The following is a 21,917-nucleotide window of genomic DNA, read 5'->3' on the forward strand; positions in this document are numbered from 1 at the left end:
ATGCGTCCAGCGGCCCGGCGGCGACAGTCGCCGGGCCGCTTCTCTTCGCGCCCCCATCAGGTGCGGTTGATCCGCTTAAACATCTCCTTGCCCGCGGCCCGGGCGGCGGCCAGATCGTCCTCGGCCTCGGTGAGCCTGCGCTTCAACTCGTCCCGTTCGGCCCGTATCTGGTCGCGTTCCAGAGCGGTCCGTTCCACGGCTGCCAGAAGCTCGTTGACCCGCTGGTTAAGTTCTTTGGTCCCGGCCTGATCGAGTTGGGCGCCCAGCGAGCGCTGGACGGCCTTCTTGAGACGGTCGCGCTCCTCCCGCAGGGCCTTGTTCTCCTCGCGGACCAGAGCCAGGTCGGTGGCCAGGCTTGCCGCGGAGGCGTCCCGGCCGGCGAGCTTCGTGCGGCGGCCGGCCTTGGCTTGGCTCTTCACAGCGGCCTCGACGTGCTCGCGGACGCCTTCGGCGTAGACGAGCCACTTGGACACCCCGGCGGTACGGGCGACGGCGAGGAAGGTGACCGTCTCGCCCCTGGCCTTCATCGCGTCCACCGTGGCCAGCACCTTGGCCCGCTTGGTCCGGCTGTCCTTCTTACGTGTCTCGCGCAGGACGTCGCCGGGGGAGCGTTTCGCCTCGCTCATGCCGTGCTCCCGCCCCGCTGGCCAGGAAATCCGGGCATACCCAGGGCCACGGCTCCGCCGTGGCCCTGGGCGGCCCGCACCTTGCGCAGGACGGCCGATGCCTCCTCGACCTCGTCCCGCTCGTCCTGTCCCAAAGTCTCCATCAGCTTCCGCAGTGTCTCGACGGTCCCCTTGAAGGCCGTGATCTGGTCGTCCAGGTTCCTCACCACGAACCCGTCCGCCTCCATCATGACCGCCATCTCCTTATCGGCCTTCAGCGAGCGGATGTGGTCCTCGATGACCGGCAGATAGGACGGGTCCGGCCGGTAGAAGGGGCAGGCGGCACACTGGAAACGGATCGGGCACGCCTTTCCGCCCGCCTTGACGTTGGACGGTTCGGTACAGTTACCGAACACCACCGCCACCGAGCGGGCCTCGTACGCGGTCGCCGAGGCCATCGGCGCGTACCTGCCCTTGCGGTCCACGGTATGCAGGCGCATCACGTTGACCGCCTCCCGCTTCCGCTTGTGACTGATCCTGTAGTACCGCTGGGTGGTTTGCATGGATTTGTGGTCCATGAGCTCTCGCAGCACCTCCATGCGCACTCCCGCGTCCGCGTATCGCTGGCAGAACGAGTGGCGGAAGGCGTACGGGTAGACCAGCGAGCGGTCGTACGGCACCCGGTCGCCGTCCCGGCTGAACTCCTCGGACAGCAGGATGGGGGCGTTGTCGGCCCACTTGCGGATCATCGCCGCGATGTGTTCCGGCCCCAAGTGGCGGATCTTGCCGTTCTCGCCGGCCGGTGGGAACAGAAATCCTTCGCTGCCTGTGGGCAGGTCGAGCGTGTCACGCACAGCCCGCCACGTGCGGATGGTCTCCACAGTGTCGCGCTCAAGCTCCAGGCGCCGGTTCAGGCGCCGCCCCTTGCGGTTGTCCCAGATCAACAGCCATTCGCCATCGGCGTGTTCGAGGCAGTCCGTCCGCAGCTCGGCGATCTCATAAGGGCGCCGGCCGGTGTCCCGCAGCAGCTCGTAGACCGCGCGGGCCATGGCGCGGACTTGCTCAGGCGTCATCTTTCCGTGCGTCACTCCCTGCCCCAGCAGGTCCACGTAGTCGTCGAGTTGGGCGATGAGCGACTCGGGCAGGGCCTTGCCGACATCGTCCTCATCGACCTCCTCCGCCTTGACGACGTGGCTGGAGTGCCGGGCGAAGCTCGCGGACATGCCGTCCAGATGCCCCGCGGCCCGGTTGTAGTCGAGAATCTTGAAGAAGAACGAGAGCAGGGCACCGCGCTGCTTGCCCGACATGGCCCCGCCGTCAAGCTTGGGCAGCACGCGGAAGGTGTCGACCACGGCGTTCATATCGGCGAACACCAGCTTGGCCGGGTCCATGCCCCCACCCGGCCGGACATCCAGGGCCCGGGAGGCCGCCGCGCACACCCGCAGCCCCCGTCTAGCCTCGGTGGTGTTCGGCTTCGTCTCGGCGATGAAGGTGACCAGGATCTCCCGGAGCCACGGCTGGCGGATGCCCGTCACGTCCAGGCCGAGCGGCCGCTGGGTGGTGCCACCACGCAGACTCTTGACCCCGAGTTCGGACATGTCCAGCACGTCCCTGCTGGTCGGGTCGACGCCCTCGAAACGCTCGAACGCCGAGCGCAGGACACGGTGCGTCTCGCGCACCAGAGCGTCCACATTCGCCTGCGTCCCGCTCGGCAACTGTTCGACGGTCGCCGCGGCGATCGAATCGACCCGCTCCGCGAGATGCGCGACAGCCTGCCGGACGGCCACCGGGTCGATCTTCTGGCTTCGTTCGTCGCGCAGCTGCAGCGCGTACAGCATCTCCAGGCGGGCCACCGGATACAGCGGGGCCAGAGAGAACTGGTGGACGTTCAGGAACGGCGCCTGCCGCTCCAGCCACGTCGAGGGCGGCGCAGACCGCCGTCCCCGGGAGACGGCTGTGGCCTTCTTCCAGCGGCTGTGGTGTATGCCGCACAGCCCCCAAGTAGCCCGCGCGTCGTAGCGGCAGCCCGCAACAAGGCAGGCGGGTGCCGGCGGGTACGGCGTCTGGCGCTCAATCCACGCCTCCAGCCCGGAGTCGGGGTCACGCTGCAGGTCCCTGTGCCGCAGCGTGCCGTGCGCGTTGCACAGGCCCCACAGGACCGAGTCCCGCGGACACCCTTCAACGCGGCAGTCGGCCCGTTCACCGTAGATCGCCCGATTGCGGTCCGGCACATGCCCGGCCTTGAACTCCTTCAGCCCCAGGCTGCTGTGACGGCGATCCTTCTCGCAGGTGGCACACAGCCCCCGCCGGATGCGAGTGAGCGCGTCGCAGGCAGCTACATCACACCGGTAGATGGCCGTGCCCGCGTGGTCGACGTCACCGCTGAATAGGTGCGCGTCGTGGTCCCATTCACCGGGCCGCCAGCCGGGTTCGATCCGCTCGCGCAGCCACGCGGTCCACTCGGTAAGGACCTTCGGGGGCAGACCGTTGGCTGCCTGGCCGGCATCCCGTCGGAGCTGATGGAGCGGGACGACATTGCCGGACACCGTCACTGACGGGCTTCCTTCCGCTTGGCGGCAACCAGCTTGACGGCATCGCGCTTGTCCTGGTCGGTTGCGTGGGTGTACGGGTCCATCGACTGCGGCGACTGGTGGCCGGCCATGTTCTGGGCCACGTCGCGGTCCACCCCGGAGCGGAGCCACCGGGTGATCGCCGAGTGCCGCAGCATATGCGGACGGGCACGGAACCCAGCACGGGCCGCGAGCCGCTTGAACAGCTCATACGTGCTGGGGTACTTCATCGGCTCGCCGAGCGGGGCGCGGAACAGGTTCACGAACACCATGTCGCAGCCCCCGGCTTCCGGTACCGCGTCGCGCTCGTAGCGGTAGGCGGCGTACAGCTCCACGGTGCCGGCCTCCACCGGAATCCACCGCGGATAGTGCGACTTCGCATAGGCGTTGTTGCTGTTCAAGCGGCGCCGCACATGCACGTGCGGCCCAGCGACCCGGCAGCCCAGCGAGGTGGAGTCGGGCAGAAAGTGCATGTCCTCGCGCCGTAGCCCCAGGCCCTCGCCGATGCGCATGCCGGTGACCGCCAGCAGGGCCACCAGGAACCGGTCGCGGGCGTGCGTCGTACAGCCGAGGACCTTCTCGATCTGGTCGTCGGACAGCCACTCGTAACCCGGCACTGCGACGCGGTACTTGATCCGTCGGGCCTGGATCGTGCGGTGCTGGCCGTCCTCGCCCGCATCGAACCCGGGCGGGGCGTAGTGCAGGAATTTCGGTTGCACGAGCTGGCTCACCACACTCGCCGGGACCCATCCCTGCAGCGCGGACCACGTCAGGAACTCCCCGACCGTACCCATGATCTTGTTCGCCGTGCCCTTGTCGCGAAAGCGCGGCTCAGCTGCCGGGCGGCGTCCCTTCGGCGGCAGCGGCTCTTCGACCAACCACCGCATCATCGCCATCAGCTGAGCCAAGGAGGGCCGCGTCCAGTCGACCGCGTTCTCAGTGCAGTACGACAGATACAGGGCGATCCGTCCCGCGTACGTCCGCTGGGTGTTGTAGGCCCGGTCGTTGCTCTTGAGTCCTGCCATCCAGGCACACGCCTCAATGTGCAGCTCGAAGGCTTCGTTGACAACGACCCAGTACGTGGACCCGTCCCCCGATATAGCCCTCTCAGCTCGGTAGTGCCGGTACAGGACAACAGACGTAACCAACGTGCCTTACACCCCTTGGATACCGTTCAGGCAAGTACAGAACTACCCGACTTGCCTTACATGCCTGACGCCATTCGGTTACCCAAGATAACGATGATCCCGACCGCGTACTCGGAGGTCACCATTCCGGCGTCCCTCCGCGCCGCCCTCACCCGGCACATCACGGCACACACGAGCCACGCGCGGAGCACCTCCCCCGCCGCCTGGACCGATCCCAACGTCCTCGACGCCCACGACGACTTCGACGACTTCGACGACTTCGACGACTTCGACGACTTCGACGAACTGTTCATTCCAACCCCCGTGAGGTTTCGTTGTCTTGCTGCCGATGGCCACCGACGGCCACACAGCTGCTGATCCCTACCGATCACGCGATCACTCGATCACCGCTGATCGCCGTCACCGCCGACCAGGCGGCCGGCATCAGCCACCACCTCCCAACAGCCCGTCCGCGAGCCCTATGACCACGGGCAGCACGCCCACGGTGATGAAGGCCGGCAGGAAGCACAGCCCGACCGGCGCGGTGATCATCACGGCGGCCCGGCGGGCGCGCTCCGTCGCCGAACGGCCCCGATCCGCACGGGCCTCGGCGGCGAGGCGGGCGACAGGTGACGCGGCCGGTACGCCGGACTCGTCTGCGCGTTCCAGCAACCTCGCCAGCGCCCCGGCACCGGGCAGGGCCGCCAACCCGCGCCAGGCCTCTGCCGGTTCACTCCCCAGCCGCACCTCCGCGGAGCCCCTCGCCAGGCTCTCGCCCACCGGCCCGCCCAGGGCCTCCCCCACGGCCCGGGCGGCCACCACGGGGCTCGCCCCGGCCGTGATGCAGGCGGCCAGCAGGTCGGCTGCGAGCGGCAGTTGCCGGGAGACCGCCGCGGCGTCGTACGCCTTTTCCGCATCGGCGCCCGCGCGCCGCGCCCTCCGCAGCCAGAGCCAGGCCCCGACTCCGGCGGCCGGGCCCGCCACCAGCCCCAGGACACCTCCGACGAGCACCCACCCCGCGCAGACCGCTCCGCCGACCGGCAGCCACCGCCGTACCGCGTCCGGGGGAACGCGGCTCCGCCGGGGCGGACCCGCGGCGGCGAGGGCCAGCACCGCCGCCAGCCGAGCCCGCAGCCTCCGCTCACGCCGCGCGGTGCCGAGCGAACGGGCCAGCCACCACAGCCCTCCGACCCCGCAGACCACCGTCCCCAGCCTGTGGACGAACTCGCCGCTCATGCCGCCTCAGCTCCCCGCACGATCCGCAGCGCCCACCACAACCCCGCGCCCTCCAGCACCGCCCCGACGAACAGACAGCCCAGCCCGGCCGGGCTGTGCAGCAGCACGTGCAGGGGATCGGCGCCGAGCGCGCTGCCCAGCAGAAGCCCCAGGACCGGGAGCCCGGCGAGCATCACCGCCGTCGAGCGGGCACCGGCCAACTGGGCGCGTAGGTCGGCCCGCTGGTCCCGCTCGGCGCGCAGGGCGCCCTCCAGGCGGTCGAGCCCGGCGGCGAGACCCGCACCCCGGTCGACGGCCACCCGCCAGCACGCGGCGAGTCCCAGCAGACCCTCGGCGCCCGGCTGCCGGGCCGCGAGCGCCAGGGCATTCGGAACATCACCGCCGAACCGAGCCGCCGCCAGCACAGCCGCCCCGGCATCCCCCAGCCCTCCGGAGTCCCGCGCGGCCCGGGACAGCGCCGCACCCGGTTGCCGCCCGGCCCGCACCTCACCTGCGACCGCCGAGCACAGCGCGAGCACCGCATCGCCCCGCCGCTGCCGGGCCCCGTTATCCTCCGCCGCCCGCCGCGCCCGCCTCAGCACCGGCACGGCCGCCACCCCCGCGAGAACCGGCAGCACCGAGGCTCCCAGGACCGCGATCACCAGTCCGGCCACCGGCGCCCACCACTCGGCCCCCAGCCGCCGCGCCCGGGCCGTCACCCGGTCCCAGGGCGGTGGCCCCAACGGCCCGCCTCCCGGCAGCAGCAGCCGCGCCCTCCGAATACCGGCGCCATGTGTCTCGGCCGACATCCAGCCCGCTGCCCCCGCGCAGGCCACGGCCACCGCCCCGACCGACATCTCCCCGACCCCCGTCACCACTGCCCTCTCCTTTCCAGCACGTTCGACCCGTCCGGTTCCTCCGGCCCTCCCGGAACCTCGCCACCTGCGCCGCGCAGCCCTTCTCGGATCAGGCCCCGCAGCCGCTCCCAGCCCCGCTCGTACACGAACGCCTCCTCGCCCCAGCGGAGCGCCGGCACGGTCGTCACCAGCCCCGACCCGTCCCGCTCCAGCACATGCACCTCGGCGATCCGCCGTCGCCCGCCCCGGTCCCGTACGAGGTGCAGGACCACCGACAGCGCGGCCGCCAACTGGCTGTGCAGTGCCGCCCGGTCTAGCCCGGCGGCCGTGCCGAGCGCCTCCAGCCGGGCGGGTACCTGGCCCGCCGCATTGGCGTGGAGCGTTCCGCAGCCGCCCTCGTGGCCGGTGTTCAAGGCGGCGAGCAACGCCACGACTTCGTCGCCCCGCACCTCTCCGACCACCAGGCGGTCCGGGCGCATCCGCAGTGCCTGGCGCACCAGATCCCGCAGTTCGACGAGGCCGACCCCCTCCTGGTTGGCCGGTCTGCCCTCCAGGCGCACCACATGCGGATGATCGGGCCGCAGCTCCGCCGAGTCCTCGGCCAGCACGATCCGCTCGCCGGGGTCGACCAGGCCGAGCAGCGCGCTCAGGAGCGTGGTCTTCCCGGTGCCCGTCCCGCCGCTGATGACGTACGACAACCGGGAGCGGATCAGGGCCCGCAGGACGCGGTCGCCGCCGGGCGGCACGGTGCCCGCCGTCACCAGTTCGGCGAGGGTGAAGGCACGGGGCCGGACGACTCTCAGGGAGAGGCACGTGGATCCGACGGCCACCGGTGGGAGGACCGCGTGGAGCCGGGTGCCGTCCGGGAGCCGGGCGTCCACCCACGGCCGGGCGTCGTCCAGCCGACGTCCGGCGACGGCTGCCAGCCGCTGCGCGAGCCGTCGTACGGCGGCCGCATCCGGGAAGGAGATCCCGGTCAGTTCAAGGCCGCCGCCCCGGTCCACCCACACCCGGTCCGGCGCCGACACCAGTACGTCGGTGACCGACGCGTCGGCGAGCAGCGGTTCCAGCGGTCCGCTCCCCACCAGCTCCGACCGCAGCCGCTCGGCCGCCCCGAGCACCTCGGCGTCGCCAAGGACCCGTCCCCGTTCCCGCAGCGCCTGCGCGACCCGCGCCGGTGTCGGCTCGGCGCCGCTCTCGACGAGCCACTGACGCACCCCGTCCAGCAGACCGTCGTCGGGCATCCCGCTCATACGCCCGCACCTCCGACCGCCGGCCGTGGGCACGTCGCGGGCCCCGGCATCTGTTCTCCGGGCAGGCGTTTCACGCCGCCTCACCCCTGACCGCGACCCGCTCCCAGAAGCCCTCGCAGAAGCGCGCGAGCGGTCCGCGCGGGGCGCCGCCCGGTGGTCTGCCGCCGTCCGGCAGACCGGCCTCGGTGGGCACCTCGCCCGCGAGCGGAAGCCCCAGCAGGCGGGCCACCTCGTGGTCGCCGAGTCCCGGGGCGTACGGCCCGCGGACCGCGACACGGAGATCGCGCAGGACCATGCCGAAGGCGGAGGCGACACGGGAGGCGGCGGCGACCGCGCGCAGTTCGGCGGGGACGACCAGGAGAGCGAGGTCGAGCTGGGCGAGTGCCTCGGCGACGCCCTCGTCGATGCGGCGCGGCAGGTCGACGACGACCGCCCCGCCGCGCCGCCGGCCCGCGGCGAGGACCGCCCGCACGGCCTGGGGCGGGACGGCGACGGCGTCGCCCCGGTCCCAGCTCAGCACGCGCAGGGAGTGCAGTTCCGGCAGCGACTCCTCCAGGGCGCCGCCGCCGACCCGGCCGCGCGAGGCGGCGAAGGCGGGCCAGCGCAGTCCGTCGGCGCTCTCGCCGCCCAGGAGCACGTCCAGGCCGCCGCCCAGCGGATCGGCGTCCACGAGTAGGGTCCGTGTGCCCTGCCGCGCCGAGGTGACGGCGAGAGCGCAGGCCAGTGTGGACGCGCCGGCCCCGCCCCGGCCGCCGATCACGCCGACGGTGAGCGCGGGCCGGCCGACGCCCTCCGCCACGTCGGCGATGCGGTCGACCAGCCACTGTTCGCCGTCGGGCAGCATCAGGACGTGGTCGGCGCCGATCCGCACGGCCCGCTGCCAGACACCGGAGTCGTCCTGGTCCTTGCCGACGAGCACGACTCCTCGTCGGCGCGTGGCACCGCGCAGTCTCCGTGCCGCGTCGTCGCCGACGAGCACCAGAGGCGCCGCCTCCCACCGGCCCCGGCCCTCGGGCACCCCGTGGTGGACCTCCGGCCTGGCGCCCGCCGCCGCGCAGAGGCGCAACAGGTCGTCCAGCAGCTCCACGTCCTCGGTGACGATCAACGGCCGGCCCTGCCGCCCCTCGGCGGCGGGCGGCCGGTCGTCGGTGATGGCTCCCGCCATGTTTCCCAGCCCCTTCACTGCTTCGCCCGGGGCGCTCCGCGTGATCGGCGTGCTCCATGTGATCCGCGTGATCGGCATGATCCGCGTGATCCATGTGGTCCGAATCGCGAGCGCCCGTGGTCAACTCCTGTGCGGGGGCCGGTGATCGGCCGCCGTCCGGGCGGCCGACGGATACCGGCCCCACGCATCCGGAAACGGAACCGGCCGTGAAGAGGCCGCCGTCGGGATGCGCTGCAATCACGGTGCGGCGATCTCGGAAATGATGTGGATCATGGTCTAAATCTGTGGACAACTCGATGGCTGTGAATATCTCCGTCACCCGAACAGGCGACTCCGGAACGACTTCCGCAGCGCAGCCCCACGACTACGGAGAGTGACGTATCCTGCGTTGAGGCACAGGAAAGCCCACGAGGCTCGGAGAGGCTTCGTGGGCCGGGTCGCGGAGGGAGAAACGCATGCGGACATGCGACGACCCCCACCGGGGGGGAGAGTGGGGGTCGTCTTCACGGCCGACTCGGGGGGGGAGGAGCCGGACCGCGTTAGCACGGTCGCGAACGATCCGTGACTTCCATGGTGTACCCGAGAGGCATCTCAGGCAAACCCACGCGCCCCACACTAGCCCGAATGGCGGGCGCATATGCTCGGCGTCGTGGAAAACCACTCCTTGCCCCGCACAGCGGCCTTCTTTGACCTGGACAAGACGGTCATTGCGAAGTCGAGCACGCTCACCTTCAGCAAGTCGTTCTACCAAGGCGGCCTGATCAACCGCAGAGCCGCCCTGCGGACGGCGTACATCCAGTTCGTGTTCCTCGCGGGCGGCGCCGACCACGACCAGATGGAGCGGATGCGGAAGTATCTGTCCGCGCTCTGCCGCGGCTGGAACGTCCAGCAGGTGAAGGACATCGTCGCCGAGACCCTGCACGACCTGATCGACCCGATCATCTACGACGAGGCCGCCTCCCTCATCGAGGAGCACCACACCGCCGGGCGCGACGTCGTCATCGTCTCCACCTCCGGCGCCGAGGTGGTCGAGCCGATCGGCGAGCTCCTGGGCGCCGACCGGGTGGTGGCGACCCGGATGGTCGTCGGCGACGACGGCTGTTTCACCGGGGAAGTGGAGTACTACGCCTACGGCCCGACCAAGGCCCAGGCGATCCGGGACCTCGCCGAGTCCGAGGAGTACGACCTCGCACACTGCTACGCGTACAGCGACTCGGCGACGGACCTGCCGATGCTGGAGGCCGTGGGGCACCCGCACGCGGTGAACCCGGACCGGACCCTGCGCAGGGAGGCCCTCGCACGCGGGTGGCCCATCCTCGACTTCCACCGCCCGGTGCGCCTCAAGCAGCGTCTGGCCGTGCCGCCGCGTCCCGCCCTGCTCGCGGCCGCCGCCATAGGCGCCGCGGCGGCCACCGCCGGTCTCGTCTGGTACGCGAGCCGGCGCCGGGTGGCGACGGCCTGACCCGGGTGGCCTCGTCGCCACGGTCGATTCACGCTGTTTGAACCTAAAAGTAAAGAAGCACATCGAGGGGTTCCGCTTGTCCCGATCCTGGAGTAGAAAGGATTCAAGGCCCGCGAGACCAAAGGACATCCGAGAGGATCACCTTTAAAAACTCATTTTGGCCCCACGGACCTAGCATGAACACCAGGCACCCACGCGACGTCGACCCGTCGATTACGGGCCAGCCGCACCAGGTCACGGGCCATAGTTCCCGGCCTGATGGGCATATATCGAGGACGCTTGGTAACCAGGTGAACATGCCAGCGGCGGTACGAATTCTCGTACCGCCGCAACCCTTTCCCGGGGGTTCTCCGCCGGTTTCCCCAACAGCCGAGTCCCCAGGTCCCCGCCGCGCCTACGCGGCTCCGCGCTGCAACGCCTCGCACACCGCCGTCGACTCGCGCGCACCCAGTTCGACGGCCCTGCCGCAGTGGGCGATCCAGGCGGCCATGCCCTCCGGCCTGCCGGAGACGTAGCCGTCGAGGGCGGCCACATAGGCGGCGCGGCCGAGTTCCGCGTGGCCCACCTCCGCCGGGCACACCGACTTGGGGTCCAGCCCGCTGCCGATCAGGACGATGCGCTCGGCGGCGCGCGCGACGAGGCCGTTGTGACTGCCGAAGGGCCGCAGCGCGAGCAGTTCGCCGTGGACGATCGCGGCGGTCACCAGGGCAGGGGCCGAACCGCCCCGGATGATCAGCCCGGAGAGGCCGTCGAGACGTCCGGCGACCTCGGCGGCACCCGGCAGCGGAAGCTCGATCAGGGGCTCGTCGGCCTGCTCCCCGTCCTGCCGGGGCCGTCCCACGCGCGCGTCGTCATGGCCGGCCGCCACCAGATGCAGCCGCGCCAGCACCCGCAGCGGGGACTGCCGCCAGATCGACAGCAGTTGGCCCGCCTCGGCGCTCAGCCGCAGCGCGGCACCCATGGTGCGGGCCTCGTCGTCCCCGTCCTGGCCGCTGAAGTCCGTGCGGCGGCGCACCTCTTCTAGGGCCCAGTCGGCGCCGGACAGCGCCGCCGAGCCACGCGCGCCGCGCAGGGCCGCCTCGGAGGTGACCGCGTTGCTCCGGCGCCGCATGACGCGGTGGCCGTAGACGCGGTCGACGGCCTTGCGCACGGACTCCACGGACTCGGCCACGCCGGGAAGCTCTGCCAGGGCCGCGAGCGGATCGGCGGCCGCACCAGTCGTACTCATGAGTACGACAGTACGCGCACTCGCCACCGACCCTCGAAGGAGTGGTCTTCCGTCGCCGCACGGACACCCTCGGCGCTCACCCCACTACCGTTAGTGAACATGAAAATTGCTTTCGTCGGGAAGGGCGGGAGTGGCAAGACCACGCTGTCCTCCCTGTTCATCCGCCACCTCGCCGCCTCCGGAGCCCCGGTCGTCGCCGTCGACGCCGACATCAACCAGCACCTGGGCGCCGCCCTCGGTCTGGACGAGTCGGAGGCCGCCGAACTGCCCGCGATGGGCGACCGGCTGGCACTGATCAAGAACCACCTGCGCGGTTCCAACCCCCGGATCGCCTCCGCCGAGACGATGATCAAGACCAGCCCGCCCGGCGACGGCTCGCGCCTGGTGCGGATCTGCGAGCCCAACGCCATCTACGACGCCTGTGCCCGTCCGGTGGAACTCGACGGCGGGGCCGTCCGTCTGATGGTCACGGGCCCCTTCAGCGACGCCGACCTGGGGGTCGCCTGCTACCACTCCAAGACGGGTGCGGTGGAGCTGTTCCTGAACCACCTGGTGGACGGCCGCGACGAGTACGTGGTGGTCGACATGACGGCCGGTTCGGACTCCTTCGCGTCCGGCATGTTCACGCGCTTCGACATGACCTTCCTCGTCGCCGAGCCGACCCGCAGGGGCGTCTCCGTCTACCGCCAGTACAAGGAGTACGCCAGTGACTACGGCGTCGCCCTGAAGGTCGTCGGCAACAAGGTGCGGGGCGACGACGACCTCGACTTCCTCCGTTCCGAGGTCGGCGACGACCTGCTGGTGACCTTCGGGCACTCGGACTGGGTGCGCGCCCTGGAGAAGGGGCGCCCGCCCCGCTTCGAGCGCCTGGAGGCGCCCAACCGGGAGGCCCTGCGCGCGCTGCACGAAGCCGCCGACGCCACGTACGAGCTGCGCGACTGGGAGCGCTACACCCGGCAGATGGCGCACTTCCACCTGAAGAACGCGAGCAGCTGGGGCAACGAGCGGACGGGGTCCGACCTGGCCGCGCAGATCGACCCCGAGTTCGTGCTCACCGAGGACGTCGCGGCCAGGGTCTGAGCCCGGGCGCCCGTTCAGCGCAGGGCCGACCCCTGCCCTGGCCCGGCTCCGGGCCCCGACCTGGCCGCCTCCACCCCCGCGCGCCGGCGCCGCTCAGTCCTTCGGCCTGGCCGCCGGAGCTCCCGGAACCCCCTTCGGGGCCGGTGCCGGTCCGGCGGAGAGGAAGCTCTTCCAGCCCCTCGTCGGCGCCTGCCCGACCCCCAGGGTGCTCAGTCTGTCCAGGACCTCCGGGTCCTGGGCGTCGAGCCAGTCGGCCAGCTGCCGGAAGGAGACGCAGCGCACGTCGGCCTTGCCGCAGACCGCCTCGATCGTCTCCTCGACGGCACGCATGTAGACGCCGCCGTTCCAGGACTCGAAGTGGTTGCCGATGATCAGGGGCGCACGGTTGCCCTCGTAGGCGCGCTCGAAGCCGGCGAGCAGTCCGTCGCGGAACTGATCACCCCAGTGCTCCCGTTGCCCCGCCGCCCCGGCCCGGGCCCCGGACTGGTTGACGTAGAAGTTGTAGTCCATGGTCAGCGTCTCGAATTCGCGGCCCGGGACGGGGACGAGTTGCATCGACAAGTCCCACAGCCCGTCCTTCTTCTCGGGCCAGACCTGGTCCTTGACACCGCTGGTGTCGTAGCGGAAGCCGAGTTCACGGGCCGCGCGCATGAAGTTCGTCCGGCCTTCCAGGCAGGGCGTGCGGGCGCCGATCAGCTCCTTGTCGTAGTCGAAGGGCAGCGGCTCGGCCTCGCCCGTGCCGGTGTTGGTCTTCCACGCCTTCACGAACGCCTTGGCCTGGGTGATCTCGCTCTTCCACTCCTCGGCCGACCACTCGCCGACCCCGCCGCCGGCACCGCAGAAGTGGCCGTTGAAGTGCGTGCCGATCTCGTTGCCCTCCAGCCACGCGCCCCGCAGCTGGTCCACGGTGTCCTTGATTCCGCGGACGTCGTTGAAGCCGATGTCCGAGCGGCCCGGGGAGTGCTGGGGCGGGCGGTACAGGTCCCGCTTCTCCTCCGGCAGCATGTACACGCCGCTGAGGAAGTACGTCATGGTGGCGTTGTTGGCCCGTGCCACCTTGCGGAAGTGCGAGAAGAGCCGCTGGCTGTCCTCCCCCGCGCCGTCCCAGGAGAACACCACGAACTGCGGGGGCTTCTGACCGGGCTTCAGGCGTGCGGGCCTCGGGAGGTGGGGCTGCACGCCGGTGTACGCGGTGGAGCCGTCGCCGATCAGACGGACCGCCGTCTTCGGCGGTGCCGGCACACCCTCCTTCGTGGCGGACACGCCCCGGTCCTCCTTCCCCGTTCTTCCGGTGCCGGATGAGCCGGTGGTGCCCGCCGGCTCACCGATTCCGCATCCGGCGAGCGCCGCGGCGCAGGTCGCGGCGAGCGTGACACCGGCGGTGATCCTCTGGGTGACGGCCATGTTCCGCCCACCTTCTTCCTTGGCTCGGGAGCAGAGCGGCCAAGGTCGCACAGAGTTCCGATCATGATTAATACGACAAGCCGATGAAATGCTCCATTCATCCTCCCGAGTGATCTAATGACCTATTTGCGGCTAATGTTCTTGCACATCCTTTACTCTGCATTACGATTCGTTTACTGAGCGTTGAGAATTCCCGCCACTGAAACGCCGTGCCCCACGGCCGCGACCCACGCGACCGCGCAGCCCCGGAGGAGACGGGAGACCATGTCCGCCTGCGTCCCCACCCACGCCACCGACCCGGACCCGAACCGGACGGAGTGTGATCACCAACCGCACAGCCCCCCGGAGGGACCGCGTCGCCGGTTCCGTGTCCCGGCCGCCGATCTGTCGGCCTCCATCGCGGTCTTCCTGATCGCTCTCCCCCTGTCCCTGGGCATCGCCCTGGCCACCGACGCCCCGCTCCAGGCCGGACTGGTCGCCGCCGCCGTCGGCGGTCTCGTCGCCGGGCGCCTGGGCGGCTCCCCGCTGCAGGTCAGCGGCCCGGCGGCGGGTCTCACCGTCGTCACCGCCGACCTGATCCACCAGTACGGCTGGCGCACCACCTGCGCCATCACCGTCCTCGCCGGCCTCGCGCAGCTGGGCCTGGCCCAGCTGCGCGTGGCACGTTCGGCGCTCGCCGTCAGCCCCGCGATCGTGCACGGCATGCTCGCCGGCATCGGTGTCACCATCGCCGTCGCCCAGCTCCACATCGTGCTCGGCGGCACCCCGCAGAGTTCGGTCAGCGCCAACATCGGTGCTCTGCCCGCCCAGTTGGCCCATCTGGACCCCGCCGCGGTCTCCGTGAGCGTCCTCACCCTCGTCCTGCTGCTCGCCTGGCCGCACCTGCCCGGCCGCGTCGGCCGGCGGCTGCGCATCGTCCCGGCCGCCCTCGTGGCCGTCGCGGGCGCCACGGCCGCCGCCTCGATCGCCGCCCTGAGCCTGCCCAAGGTCGACCTTCCGTCCTGGCGGAGCCATGCCCTGGCCGGCGTGCCCGACGGACCGGTGCTCGGCATCCTCGCCGCCGTGCTCACCACCACCCTGGTGTGCAGCGTGCAGTCGCTCCTCGGCGCCGTCGCCATGGACAAGCTGGTGGCGGGACGGACCGACGTGGGACGCTCGGACCTCGGCCGGGAGCTGCGCGGCCAGGGCGCGGCCAACGTCGTCTCCGGCATCCTCGGCGGCCTGCCCATCGCCGGCGTCGCCGTCCGCAGCACCGCCAACGTCCGCGCCGGCGCCACCAGCAGGCACTCCACGATGCTGCACGGCGTCTGGGTGGTGGCGGCCGCACTGTTCCTGGTCCCCTGCCTGGAGCTGATCCCCCTCGCCTCACTCGCCGCCCTCGTGATGGCCGTCGGCGTCCAGATGGTCTCCCTGCACCACATCCGCACGGTGACCCGTCACCGCGAGGTGCTGGTCTACGCCGTCACCACCTTCGGTGTCGTCGCGCTGGGCGTCCTGGAGGGGGTCGCGCTCGGTATCGCCGTGGCCGTCGGCGTCGCCCTGCACCGCCTCACCCGTACGCGCATCACGCACGAGGAGGAGGACGGGGTCCATCACGTCCATGTGCGCGGCCAGTTGACGTTCCTCGCCGTGCCGCGCCTCAGCCGCGCCCTGCACCAGGTCCCGCGCTCGGCGCCCGCCGTCGTGGAGCTGGACGGATCGTTCATGGACCACGCGGCGTACGAGTCGCTGCAGGACTGGCAGCAGGCGCACCAGGCGCACGGGGGCTCCGTCGAGATCACCGGACGCGCCGGTACCCGGATCGCCGAACCCGCCGGCACCTCGGCGGCCGGCTGCCGCTGCCGGCCCTGGACACCGTGGCGCAATCACCAGTGCGAGGCCCCGTCGACCCCGGCCGCGGGCACGCCCCGGGAGAGGGCGGCCGAGGGGCCGCGCGGTCATCAACTGGCCCGTGGCATCAGTGCGTTCCAGCAGAACACCGCTCCGCTGGTCCGGGATGAGCTGGCCCGGCTGGCGCGCGAGGGGCAGCAGCCCTCGCAGCTGTTCCTGACCTGCGCCGACTCCCGGCTCGTCACGTCGATGATCACCTCCAGCGGTCCCGGCGACCTCTTCGTCGTACGCAACGTCGGCAACCTGGTGCCACTGCCCGGCGAGGAGAGCGGCGACGACTCGGTGGCGGCGGCGATCGAGTACGCCGTGGACGTGCTGCACGTCCGGTCGATCACGGTCTGCGGGCACTCCGGCTGCGGAGCGATGCAGGCCCTGCTCAAGACCGACCCGCACGGCGCGCAGTCCCCCCTCAAGCGCTGGCTGCGGCACGGCAGGCCCAGCCTGGACCGCGCGACCGACAAGAACCGCCCCTGGGCCCGTCTGGCGGGCCGCGAACCGGCCGATGCCGTCGAACAGCTGTGCCTGACCAACGTCATCCAGCAACTGGAACACCTGAGAGCCCACGACTCCGTCGCCCGTGCCCTGCGCGACGGCGCGCTCGAACTGCACGGGATGTACTTCCACGTGGGCGAGGCACAGGCGTACCTGCTCACCGAGGAGGCTCCGGACGGCGGAGTCTTCGACCGGGTCTCCCCCACGGCCGCGACGACGGACCGGGCAGGTACCGCAGACCCGGCACGTACGGCAGGTACGGCAGGTACGGCAGGTACGGCAGACCCGACCGGGACGCCCGGCTCGACCGGAACGGTCCTGCACGACACGCGCGCGTGAACCGATCTCCGTCCGGGTCCGTGGGAACGGGTGGCGTCCTGGCCGCGGGGCCACCCGCCCACAGGTCTAAACCAATCAGAGGAAGACCCTTGTCATCGGGGGTCCGGGTCTGATGAGCTGTGGCCTGGGACACAACGGTCGCCCCGGCAAAGCACCGTAAGGGAGATGTCGTGAGCAACGAAAGCCTGGCCAACCTCTTGAAGGAGGAGCGCCGCTTCGCGCCGCCTGCCGACCTGGCCGAGAACGCCAACGTCACGGCGGAGGCGTACGAGCAGGCCAGGGCGGACAGGCTCGGCTTCTGGGCGGCGCAGGCCCGGCGGCTGACCTGGGCCAAGGAGCCGACCGAGACGCTGAACTGGTCGAATCCGCCGTTCGCCAAGTGGTTCGAGGACGGCGAACTCAACGTCGCCTACAACTGCGTCGACCGGCATGTCGAGGCCGGCAACGGCGACCGGGTCGCCATCCACTTCGAGGGGGAGCCCGGGGACAGCAGGGCCCTCACCTACGCCCAGTTGAAGGACGAGGTCAGCAAGGCGGCGAACGCCCTGCTGGAACTGGGTGTCCGGGCCGGCGACCGGGTCGCGGTGTACCTGCCGATGATCCCGGAGGCGGCCGTGGCGATGCTCGCGTGCGCCCGGATCGGCGCCGCCCACTCCGTCGTGTTCGGCGGCTTCTCCGCCGACGCGCTCGCGACCCGTATCCAGGACGCGGACGCGCGCGTGGTCATCACCTCGGACGGCGGTTACCGGCGCGGCAAGCCCTCCGCGCTCAAGCCCGCCGTCGACGACGCGGCCGACCGCGCCGGCAATGTCGAGCACGTCCTCGTCGTCCGCCGCACCGGACAGGACGTCGCCTGGAACGACGCGCGTGACGTGTGGTGGCACGAGATCGTCGACCGGCAGAGCAGCGAGCACACCCCGCAGGCGTTCGGGGCCGAGCACCCGCTGTTCATCCTGTACACGTCCGGCACGACGGGTAAGCCCAAGGGCATCCTGCACACCTCCGGCGGCTACCTCACCCAGACGTCGTACACCCACCACGCCGTCTTCGACCTCAAGCCGGAGACGGACGTGTACTGGTGCACGGCCGACGTCGGCTGGGTCACCGGCCACTCGTACATCGTCTACGGGCCGCTGGCCAACGGCGCGACGCAGGTCATGTACGAGGGCACGCCGGACACCCCGCACCAGGGCCGGTTCTGGGAGATCGTGCAGAAGTACGGGGTGACGATCCTCTACACGGCGCCCACGGCGATCCGCACGTTCATGAAGTGGGGCGACGACATCCCCGCGAAGTTCGACCTCAGCAGTCTGCGGGTGCTCGGCTCGGTCGGTGAGCCCATCAACCCCGAGGCGTGGATCTGGTACCGCAAGCACATCGGCGCCGACACGACGCCGATCGTGGACACCTGGTGGCAGACCGAGACCGGCGCGATGATGATCTCCCCGCTGCCAGGCGTGACGGCGACCAAGCCGGGCTCGGCGCAGACGCCGCTGCCGGGCATCTCCGCCACGGTGGTGGACGACGAGGCGCGGGAGGTCCCGGACGGCGGTGGCGGTTACCTGGTCCTGACCGAGCCGTGGCCCTCGATGCTGCGCACCATCTGGGGTGACGACCAGCGGTTCCTCGACACGTACTGGTCGCGGTTCGAGGGCAAGTACTTCGCCGGCGACGGGGCGAAGAAGGACGACGACGGGGACATCTGGCTCCTCGGGCGCGTCGACGACGTGATGCTCGTGTCGGGCCACAACATCTCGACGACCGAGGTGGAGTCCGCTCTCGTGTCGCACCCCTCCGTGGCCGAGGCGGCCGTCGTCGGGGCGGCCGACGAGACCACCGGTCAGGCGATCGTGGCGTTCGTGATCCTGCGCGGCACGGCGAACGCCGAGGACGAGGGCCTCGTCGCCGATCTGCGCAACCACGTCGGCGTCACCCTCGGTCCGATCGCCAAGCCCAAGCGCATCCTGCCGGTGCAGGAGCTGCCGAAGACGCGCTCCGGGAAGATCATGCGGCGTCTGCTGCGTGACGTGGCGGAGAACAGGCAGCTCGGCGACGTCACCACGCTGACCGACTCCACGGTGATGGACCTGATCCAGGCCAAGCTGCCGGCGGCACCGAGCGAGGACTGACCCGCCCGGTTCGACTCTCACGTACGACCGCTGACGGGCACCCCGCGACGAGCGCGCGGGGTGCCCGTTAGCTAAGCTAAAGAACAGGTGTGCCGGGAAGTCTGGTCGGCGAGTGAGTCCGTGCTGCCCCCGACCGGAGGTCTCCCCCGTGGCCCCGCCCCGCACCACCCCCACCCGCAAGGTCCTCGGCCGGCTCTCCCTGCCCGAGCGGACCTTCGTGGCCGACGCGCTGCGCACCGAGACCGTCGGCGGCTGTCTGCTGCTCCTGGCCGCGGTGACCGCGCTGGTCTGGGTCAACGTCCCCGCGCTGCACGACAGCTACGCGAGCGTCAGCGACTTCCACTTCGGTCCCTCGGCGCTCGGCCTCGACCTGTCGGTGGCGCACTGGGCCGCCGACGGCCTGCTCGCGGTCTTCTTCTTCGTCGCCGGCATCGAACTCAAGCGCGAGCTGGTCGCCGGTGACCTCAAGGACCCGAGGACGGCCGCGCTGCCCGTGGTGGCCGCGCTGTGCGGCATGGCCGTGCCCGCGCTCGTCTACACCCTCACCAGCCTCGCCGGCGGCGGCTCGCTGTCCGGGTGGGCGGTGCCCACGGCGACCGACATCGCCTTCGCGCTGGCCGTGCTCGCCGTCATCGGCACCTCCCTGCCGAACGCGCTGCGGGCCTTCCTGCTCACCCTCGCCGTCGTCGACGACCTGTGCGCGATCCTGATCATCGCGGTGTTCTTCACCGACGGCCTCGACTTCGCCGCCCTCGGCGGCGCGTTCGCCGGCCTCGCCGTGTTCTGGCTGCTGCTCAGAAAGGGCGTACGCGGCTGGTACGTCTATGTGCCGCTCGCGCTCGTCGTCTGGGCGCTGATGTACAACAGCGGCGTGCACGCCACCATCGCCGGGGTCGCGATGGGGCTGATGCTGCGTTGCACCCGGCGCGAGGGCGAGGAACGCTCCCCCGGCGAACACATCGAGCACCTCGTGCGGCCCCTGTCGGCCGGTGTGGCGGTGCCGCTGTTCGCCCTCTTCAGCGCGGGCGTCGCGGTCTCCGGCGACGCGCTGGGCAAGGTCTTCACCCAGCCGGAGACGCTCGGGGTGGTGCTCGGACTGGTCGTCGGCAAGGCCGTCGGGATCTTCGGCGGGACCTGGCTGACCGCCCGCTTCACCCGGGCCTCCCTCTCCGAGGACCTGGTCTGGCCCGACGTCTTCGCGGTCGCCACCCTCGCCGGGATCGGCTTCACCGTGTCACTGCTCATCGGCGAACTGGCCTTCGAGGGCGACCGGGTGCTCACCGACGGCGTCAAGGCGGCCGTCCTCACCGGCTCGCTCGTCGCGGCGGTCCTGGCGAGCGTGCTGCTGAAGATGAGGAACGCGAAGTACCAGGCGCTGTGGGCCGCGGAGGAGCGCGACGACGACCAGGACGGCATCCCGGACGTCTACGAGCAGGACGACCCGGAGTACCACCTGCGCATGGCGGCGATCTACGAACGCAAGGCCGCCGAGCACCGCAGGCTTGCCGAAGTGGCGGGCGGGGCAGGCGACGGCGACGACGGTCCGGCATGATCTGACAGGACCGCAGACAGGACCGTACAAACGCATATGAGGGAGACCCCGATGAGCGCACCCGACGGCAGCCCGGTCGGAGCCGAACGCACGGTCGGCCAACTGTTCGCCTCGGCGACGGCCGAGATGTCCGCGCTGGTGCACGACGAGATCGCGCTGGCCAAGGCCCAGCTCAGGCAGGACGTCAAGCGCGGGGTGATCGGCGGCGGGGCGTTCACCGCGGCCGGCGCGGTCCTGCTCTTCTCCCTGCCCATGCTGAGCTTCGCGCTGGCGTACGGCATCCGCACCTGGAGCGAGTGGAACCTGGCGATCTGCTTCCTGCTGTCGTTCGCGGCGAACGTCGTGATCGCTGTCGTGCTGACGCTCATCGGCGTGGTCTTCTCGAAGAAGGCCAAGAAGGGCCAGGGCCCGCAGAAGGTCGCCGCGTCCATGAAGGAGACGGCGGGCGTGCTGCAGAACGCCAAGCCCCACCCCCGTCGGCCCGCCCCGGCCGACGACGTCGTCGAGGCTGTGGCACGCTCGACGTCATGACCGACCCCGCGACCGCCTCGGCCGCCCCCTCGAATCAGCCCGCGTCCCCCGTACGGCTCGACGTGCCCGGCGCCAAGGGGCTGATCCACCGGGACGTGGCGGCCAACGGCGCGCGTTTCCATATCGCGGAAGTGGGCGACGGGCCCCTGGTGCTGCTGCTGCACGGCTTCCCGCAGTTCTGGTGGACCTGGCGGCACCAGCTGGTCGCCCTCGCGGACGCGGGCTTCCGGGCCGTGGCGATGGACCTGCGCGGAGTCGGCGGCAGCGACCGCACACCGCGGGGCTACGATCCCGCGAACCTCGCCCTGGACATCACCGGGGTCGTCCGGTCCCTCGGCGAGCCCGACGCCGCGCTGGTCGGCCACGACCTGGGCGGTTATCTGGCGTGGACGGCCGCCGTGATGCGTCCCAAGCTCGTCCGCCGGCTCGCGGTGTCCTCGATGCCGCATCCTCGGCGGTGGCGGTCGGCGATGCTCTCGGACGTCAAGCAGACGTCGGCGGGTTCCTACATCTGGGGGTTCCAGCGGCCCTGGATTCCCGAGCGCCGGCTCACCGCCGACGACGGCGCCCTGGTCGGCCGGCTGATCCGCGACTGGTCGGGGCCGAGCCTGCCCGACGACGAGGCGGTGGAGACGTACCGGCGGGCGATGTGCATCCCGTCGACGGCACACTGCTCGATCGAGCCCTACCGGTGGATGGTGCGGTCCCTGGCCCGCCCGGACGGCATCCAGTTCAACCGCCGGATGAAGCGGCCGGTCCGGGTGCCCACCCTCCATCTGCACGGTTCACTCGACCCGGTGATGCGTACGCGCAGCGCGGCCGGGTCCGGGGAGTACGTCGAAGCGCCCTACCGCTGGCGGCTGTTCGACGGTCTGGGGCACTTCCCGCACGAGGAGGACCCGGTGGCGTTCTCGGCCGAGCTCATCAACTGGCTGAAGGATCCCGAGCCCGACCGGTGAGCCGTACCCCGGGAGCGGTGCCCCGGAAGCGGTGCCCGTGAGCGGTGCCGGAGGGCATC

17 protein-coding genes are annotated in these 21,917 nt (G+C 71.1%); 8 read left to right on the plus strand and 9 right to left on the minus strand.

Annotated features, from left to right (window positions below):
- Positions 1–56: 56 nt before the first annotated feature.
- The 3 genes from SCAB_RS19540 to SCAB_RS19550 are packed head-to-tail and all read right to left on the minus strand — an operon-like array spanning position 57 to position 4,200.
- Positions 57–626 (minus strand): DUF6262 family protein, encoded by a 570-nt coding sequence (locus tag SCAB_RS19540; protein WP_013001800.1) that lies wholly within the window; start codon positions 624–626, stop codon positions 57–59.
- On the minus strand, positions 623–3,157 hold the full coding sequence (locus SCAB_RS19545; protein WP_041669390.1) for a tyrosine-type recombinase/integrase: 2,535 nt from the start codon (positions 3,155–3,157) through the stop codon (positions 623–625). The genes SCAB_RS19540 and SCAB_RS19545 overlap by 4 nt, the downstream gene beginning before the upstream one ends.
- Complete coding sequence (locus tag SCAB_RS19550) at positions 3,154–4,200, minus strand: tyrosine-type recombinase/integrase (protein WP_013001803.1); 1,047 nt, start codon at positions 4,198–4,200, stop codon at positions 3,154–3,156. Before SCAB_RS19550 ends, SCAB_RS19545 begins: the two co-directional genes overlap by 4 nt.
- A gap of 216 nt (positions 4,201–4,416) precedes the next feature.
- Between SCAB_RS19550 and SCAB_RS49415 the strand changes: the two genes are divergently transcribed.
- Positions 4,417–4,680: a hypothetical protein gene (locus tag SCAB_RS49415; RefSeq protein WP_162471719.1), complete on the plus strand. Its 264-nt coding sequence runs from the start codon at positions 4,417–4,419 to the stop codon at positions 4,678–4,680.
- Between the two features lie 66 nt (positions 4,681–4,746).
- Here the strand turns inward: SCAB_RS49415 and SCAB_RS19560 are convergent, their stop codons facing one another.
- The 4 genes from SCAB_RS19560 to ssd all read right to left on the minus strand — a co-directional run bounded on the left by SCAB_RS19560 (position 4,747) and on the right by ssd (position 8,792).
- Positions 4,747–5,538, minus strand: a complete 792-nt coding sequence (locus SCAB_RS19560; protein ID WP_013001805.1) for a type II secretion system F family protein — start codon at positions 5,536–5,538, stop codon at positions 4,747–4,749.
- On the minus strand, positions 5,535–6,374 hold the full coding sequence (locus SCAB_RS19565; protein WP_049875871.1) for a type II secretion system F family protein: 840 nt from the start codon (positions 6,372–6,374) through the stop codon (positions 5,535–5,537). The genes SCAB_RS19560 and SCAB_RS19565 overlap by 4 nt, the downstream gene beginning before the upstream one ends.
- Positions 6,375–6,388: 14 nt before the next feature.
- Positions 6,389–7,627 (minus strand): TadA family conjugal transfer-associated ATPase, encoded by a 1,239-nt coding sequence (locus SCAB_RS19570; protein WP_013001807.1) that lies wholly within the window; start codon positions 7,625–7,627, stop codon positions 6,389–6,391.
- Positions 7,628–7,697: 70 nt separating this feature from the next.
- A complete protein-coding gene (gene ssd / locus SCAB_RS19575) occupies positions 7,698–8,792 on the minus strand; it encodes a septum site-determining protein Ssd (RefSeq protein ID WP_013001808.1) in 1,095 nt (364 codons plus the stop codon).
- Between the two features lie 637 nt (positions 8,793–9,429).
- Here ssd and SCAB_RS19580 point away from each other — a divergent pair.
- Entirely contained in the window at positions 9,430–10,254 is an 825-nt protein-coding gene (locus SCAB_RS19580) for an HAD family hydrolase (RefSeq protein WP_013001810.1), read from the plus strand.
- 394 nt (positions 10,255–10,648) lie between these two features.
- Here SCAB_RS19580 and SCAB_RS19585 read toward each other — a convergent pair whose 3' ends face one another.
- Positions 10,649–11,482 (minus strand): Fic family protein, encoded by an 834-nt coding sequence (locus SCAB_RS19585; protein ID WP_037724271.1) that lies wholly within the window; start codon positions 11,480–11,482, stop codon positions 10,649–10,651.
- 99 nt (positions 11,483–11,581) lie between these two features.
- On the opposite strand from SCAB_RS19585, the gene SCAB_RS19590 reads away from it, so the two are divergent.
- On the plus strand, positions 11,582–12,562 hold the full coding sequence (locus tag SCAB_RS19590) for an ATP-binding protein (RefSeq protein ID WP_013001812.1): 981 nt from the start codon (positions 11,582–11,584) through the stop codon (positions 12,560–12,562).
- 93 nt (positions 12,563–12,655) lie between these two features.
- Here the strand turns inward: SCAB_RS19590 and SCAB_RS19595 are convergent, their stop codons facing one another.
- A complete protein-coding gene (locus SCAB_RS19595; protein WP_013001813.1) occupies positions 12,656–13,966 on the minus strand; it encodes a polysaccharide deacetylase family protein in 1,311 nt (436 codons plus the stop codon).
- A gap of 264 nt (positions 13,967–14,230) precedes the next feature.
- On the opposite strand from SCAB_RS19595, the gene SCAB_RS19600 reads away from it, so the two are divergent.
- The 5 genes from SCAB_RS19600 to SCAB_RS19620 all read left to right on the plus strand — a co-directional run bounded on the left by SCAB_RS19600 (position 14,231) and on the right by SCAB_RS19620 (position 21,858).
- Positions 14,231–16,687 carry a SulP family inorganic anion transporter gene (locus tag SCAB_RS19600; protein ID WP_013001814.1) on the plus strand — a complete coding sequence of 819 codons (2,457 nt, stop codon included), beginning with the start codon at positions 14,231–14,233 and terminating at the stop codon, positions 16,685–16,687.
- Between the two features lie 170 nt (positions 16,688–16,857).
- Positions 16,858–18,816: an acetate--CoA ligase gene (gene acs, locus SCAB_RS19605; protein ID WP_013001815.1), complete on the plus strand. Its 1,959-nt coding sequence runs from the start codon at positions 16,858–16,860 to the stop codon at positions 18,814–18,816.
- Positions 18,817–18,964: 148 nt separating this feature from the next.
- Positions 18,965–20,368: a Na+/H+ antiporter NhaA gene (nhaA, locus tag SCAB_RS19610; RefSeq protein ID WP_013001816.1), complete on the plus strand. Its 1,404-nt coding sequence runs from the start codon at positions 18,965–18,967 to the stop codon at positions 20,366–20,368.
- A 51-nt stretch (positions 20,369–20,419) separates the two neighbouring features.
- Positions 20,420–20,899 (plus strand): phage holin family protein, encoded by a 480-nt coding sequence (locus tag SCAB_RS19615; protein ID WP_037724274.1) that lies wholly within the window; start codon positions 20,420–20,422, stop codon positions 20,897–20,899.
- Positions 20,896–21,858 (plus strand): alpha/beta fold hydrolase, encoded by a 963-nt coding sequence (locus SCAB_RS19620; protein WP_013001818.1) that lies wholly within the window; start codon positions 20,896–20,898, stop codon positions 21,856–21,858. The genes SCAB_RS19615 and SCAB_RS19620 overlap by 4 nt, the downstream gene beginning before the upstream one ends.
- Positions 21,859–21,917 lie beyond the last annotated feature (59 nt).

This window comes from Streptomyces scabiei 87.22 (genome assembly GCF_000091305.1).
Lineage (GTDB): Bacteria > Actinomycetota > Actinomycetes > Streptomycetales > Streptomycetaceae > Streptomyces > Streptomyces scabiei.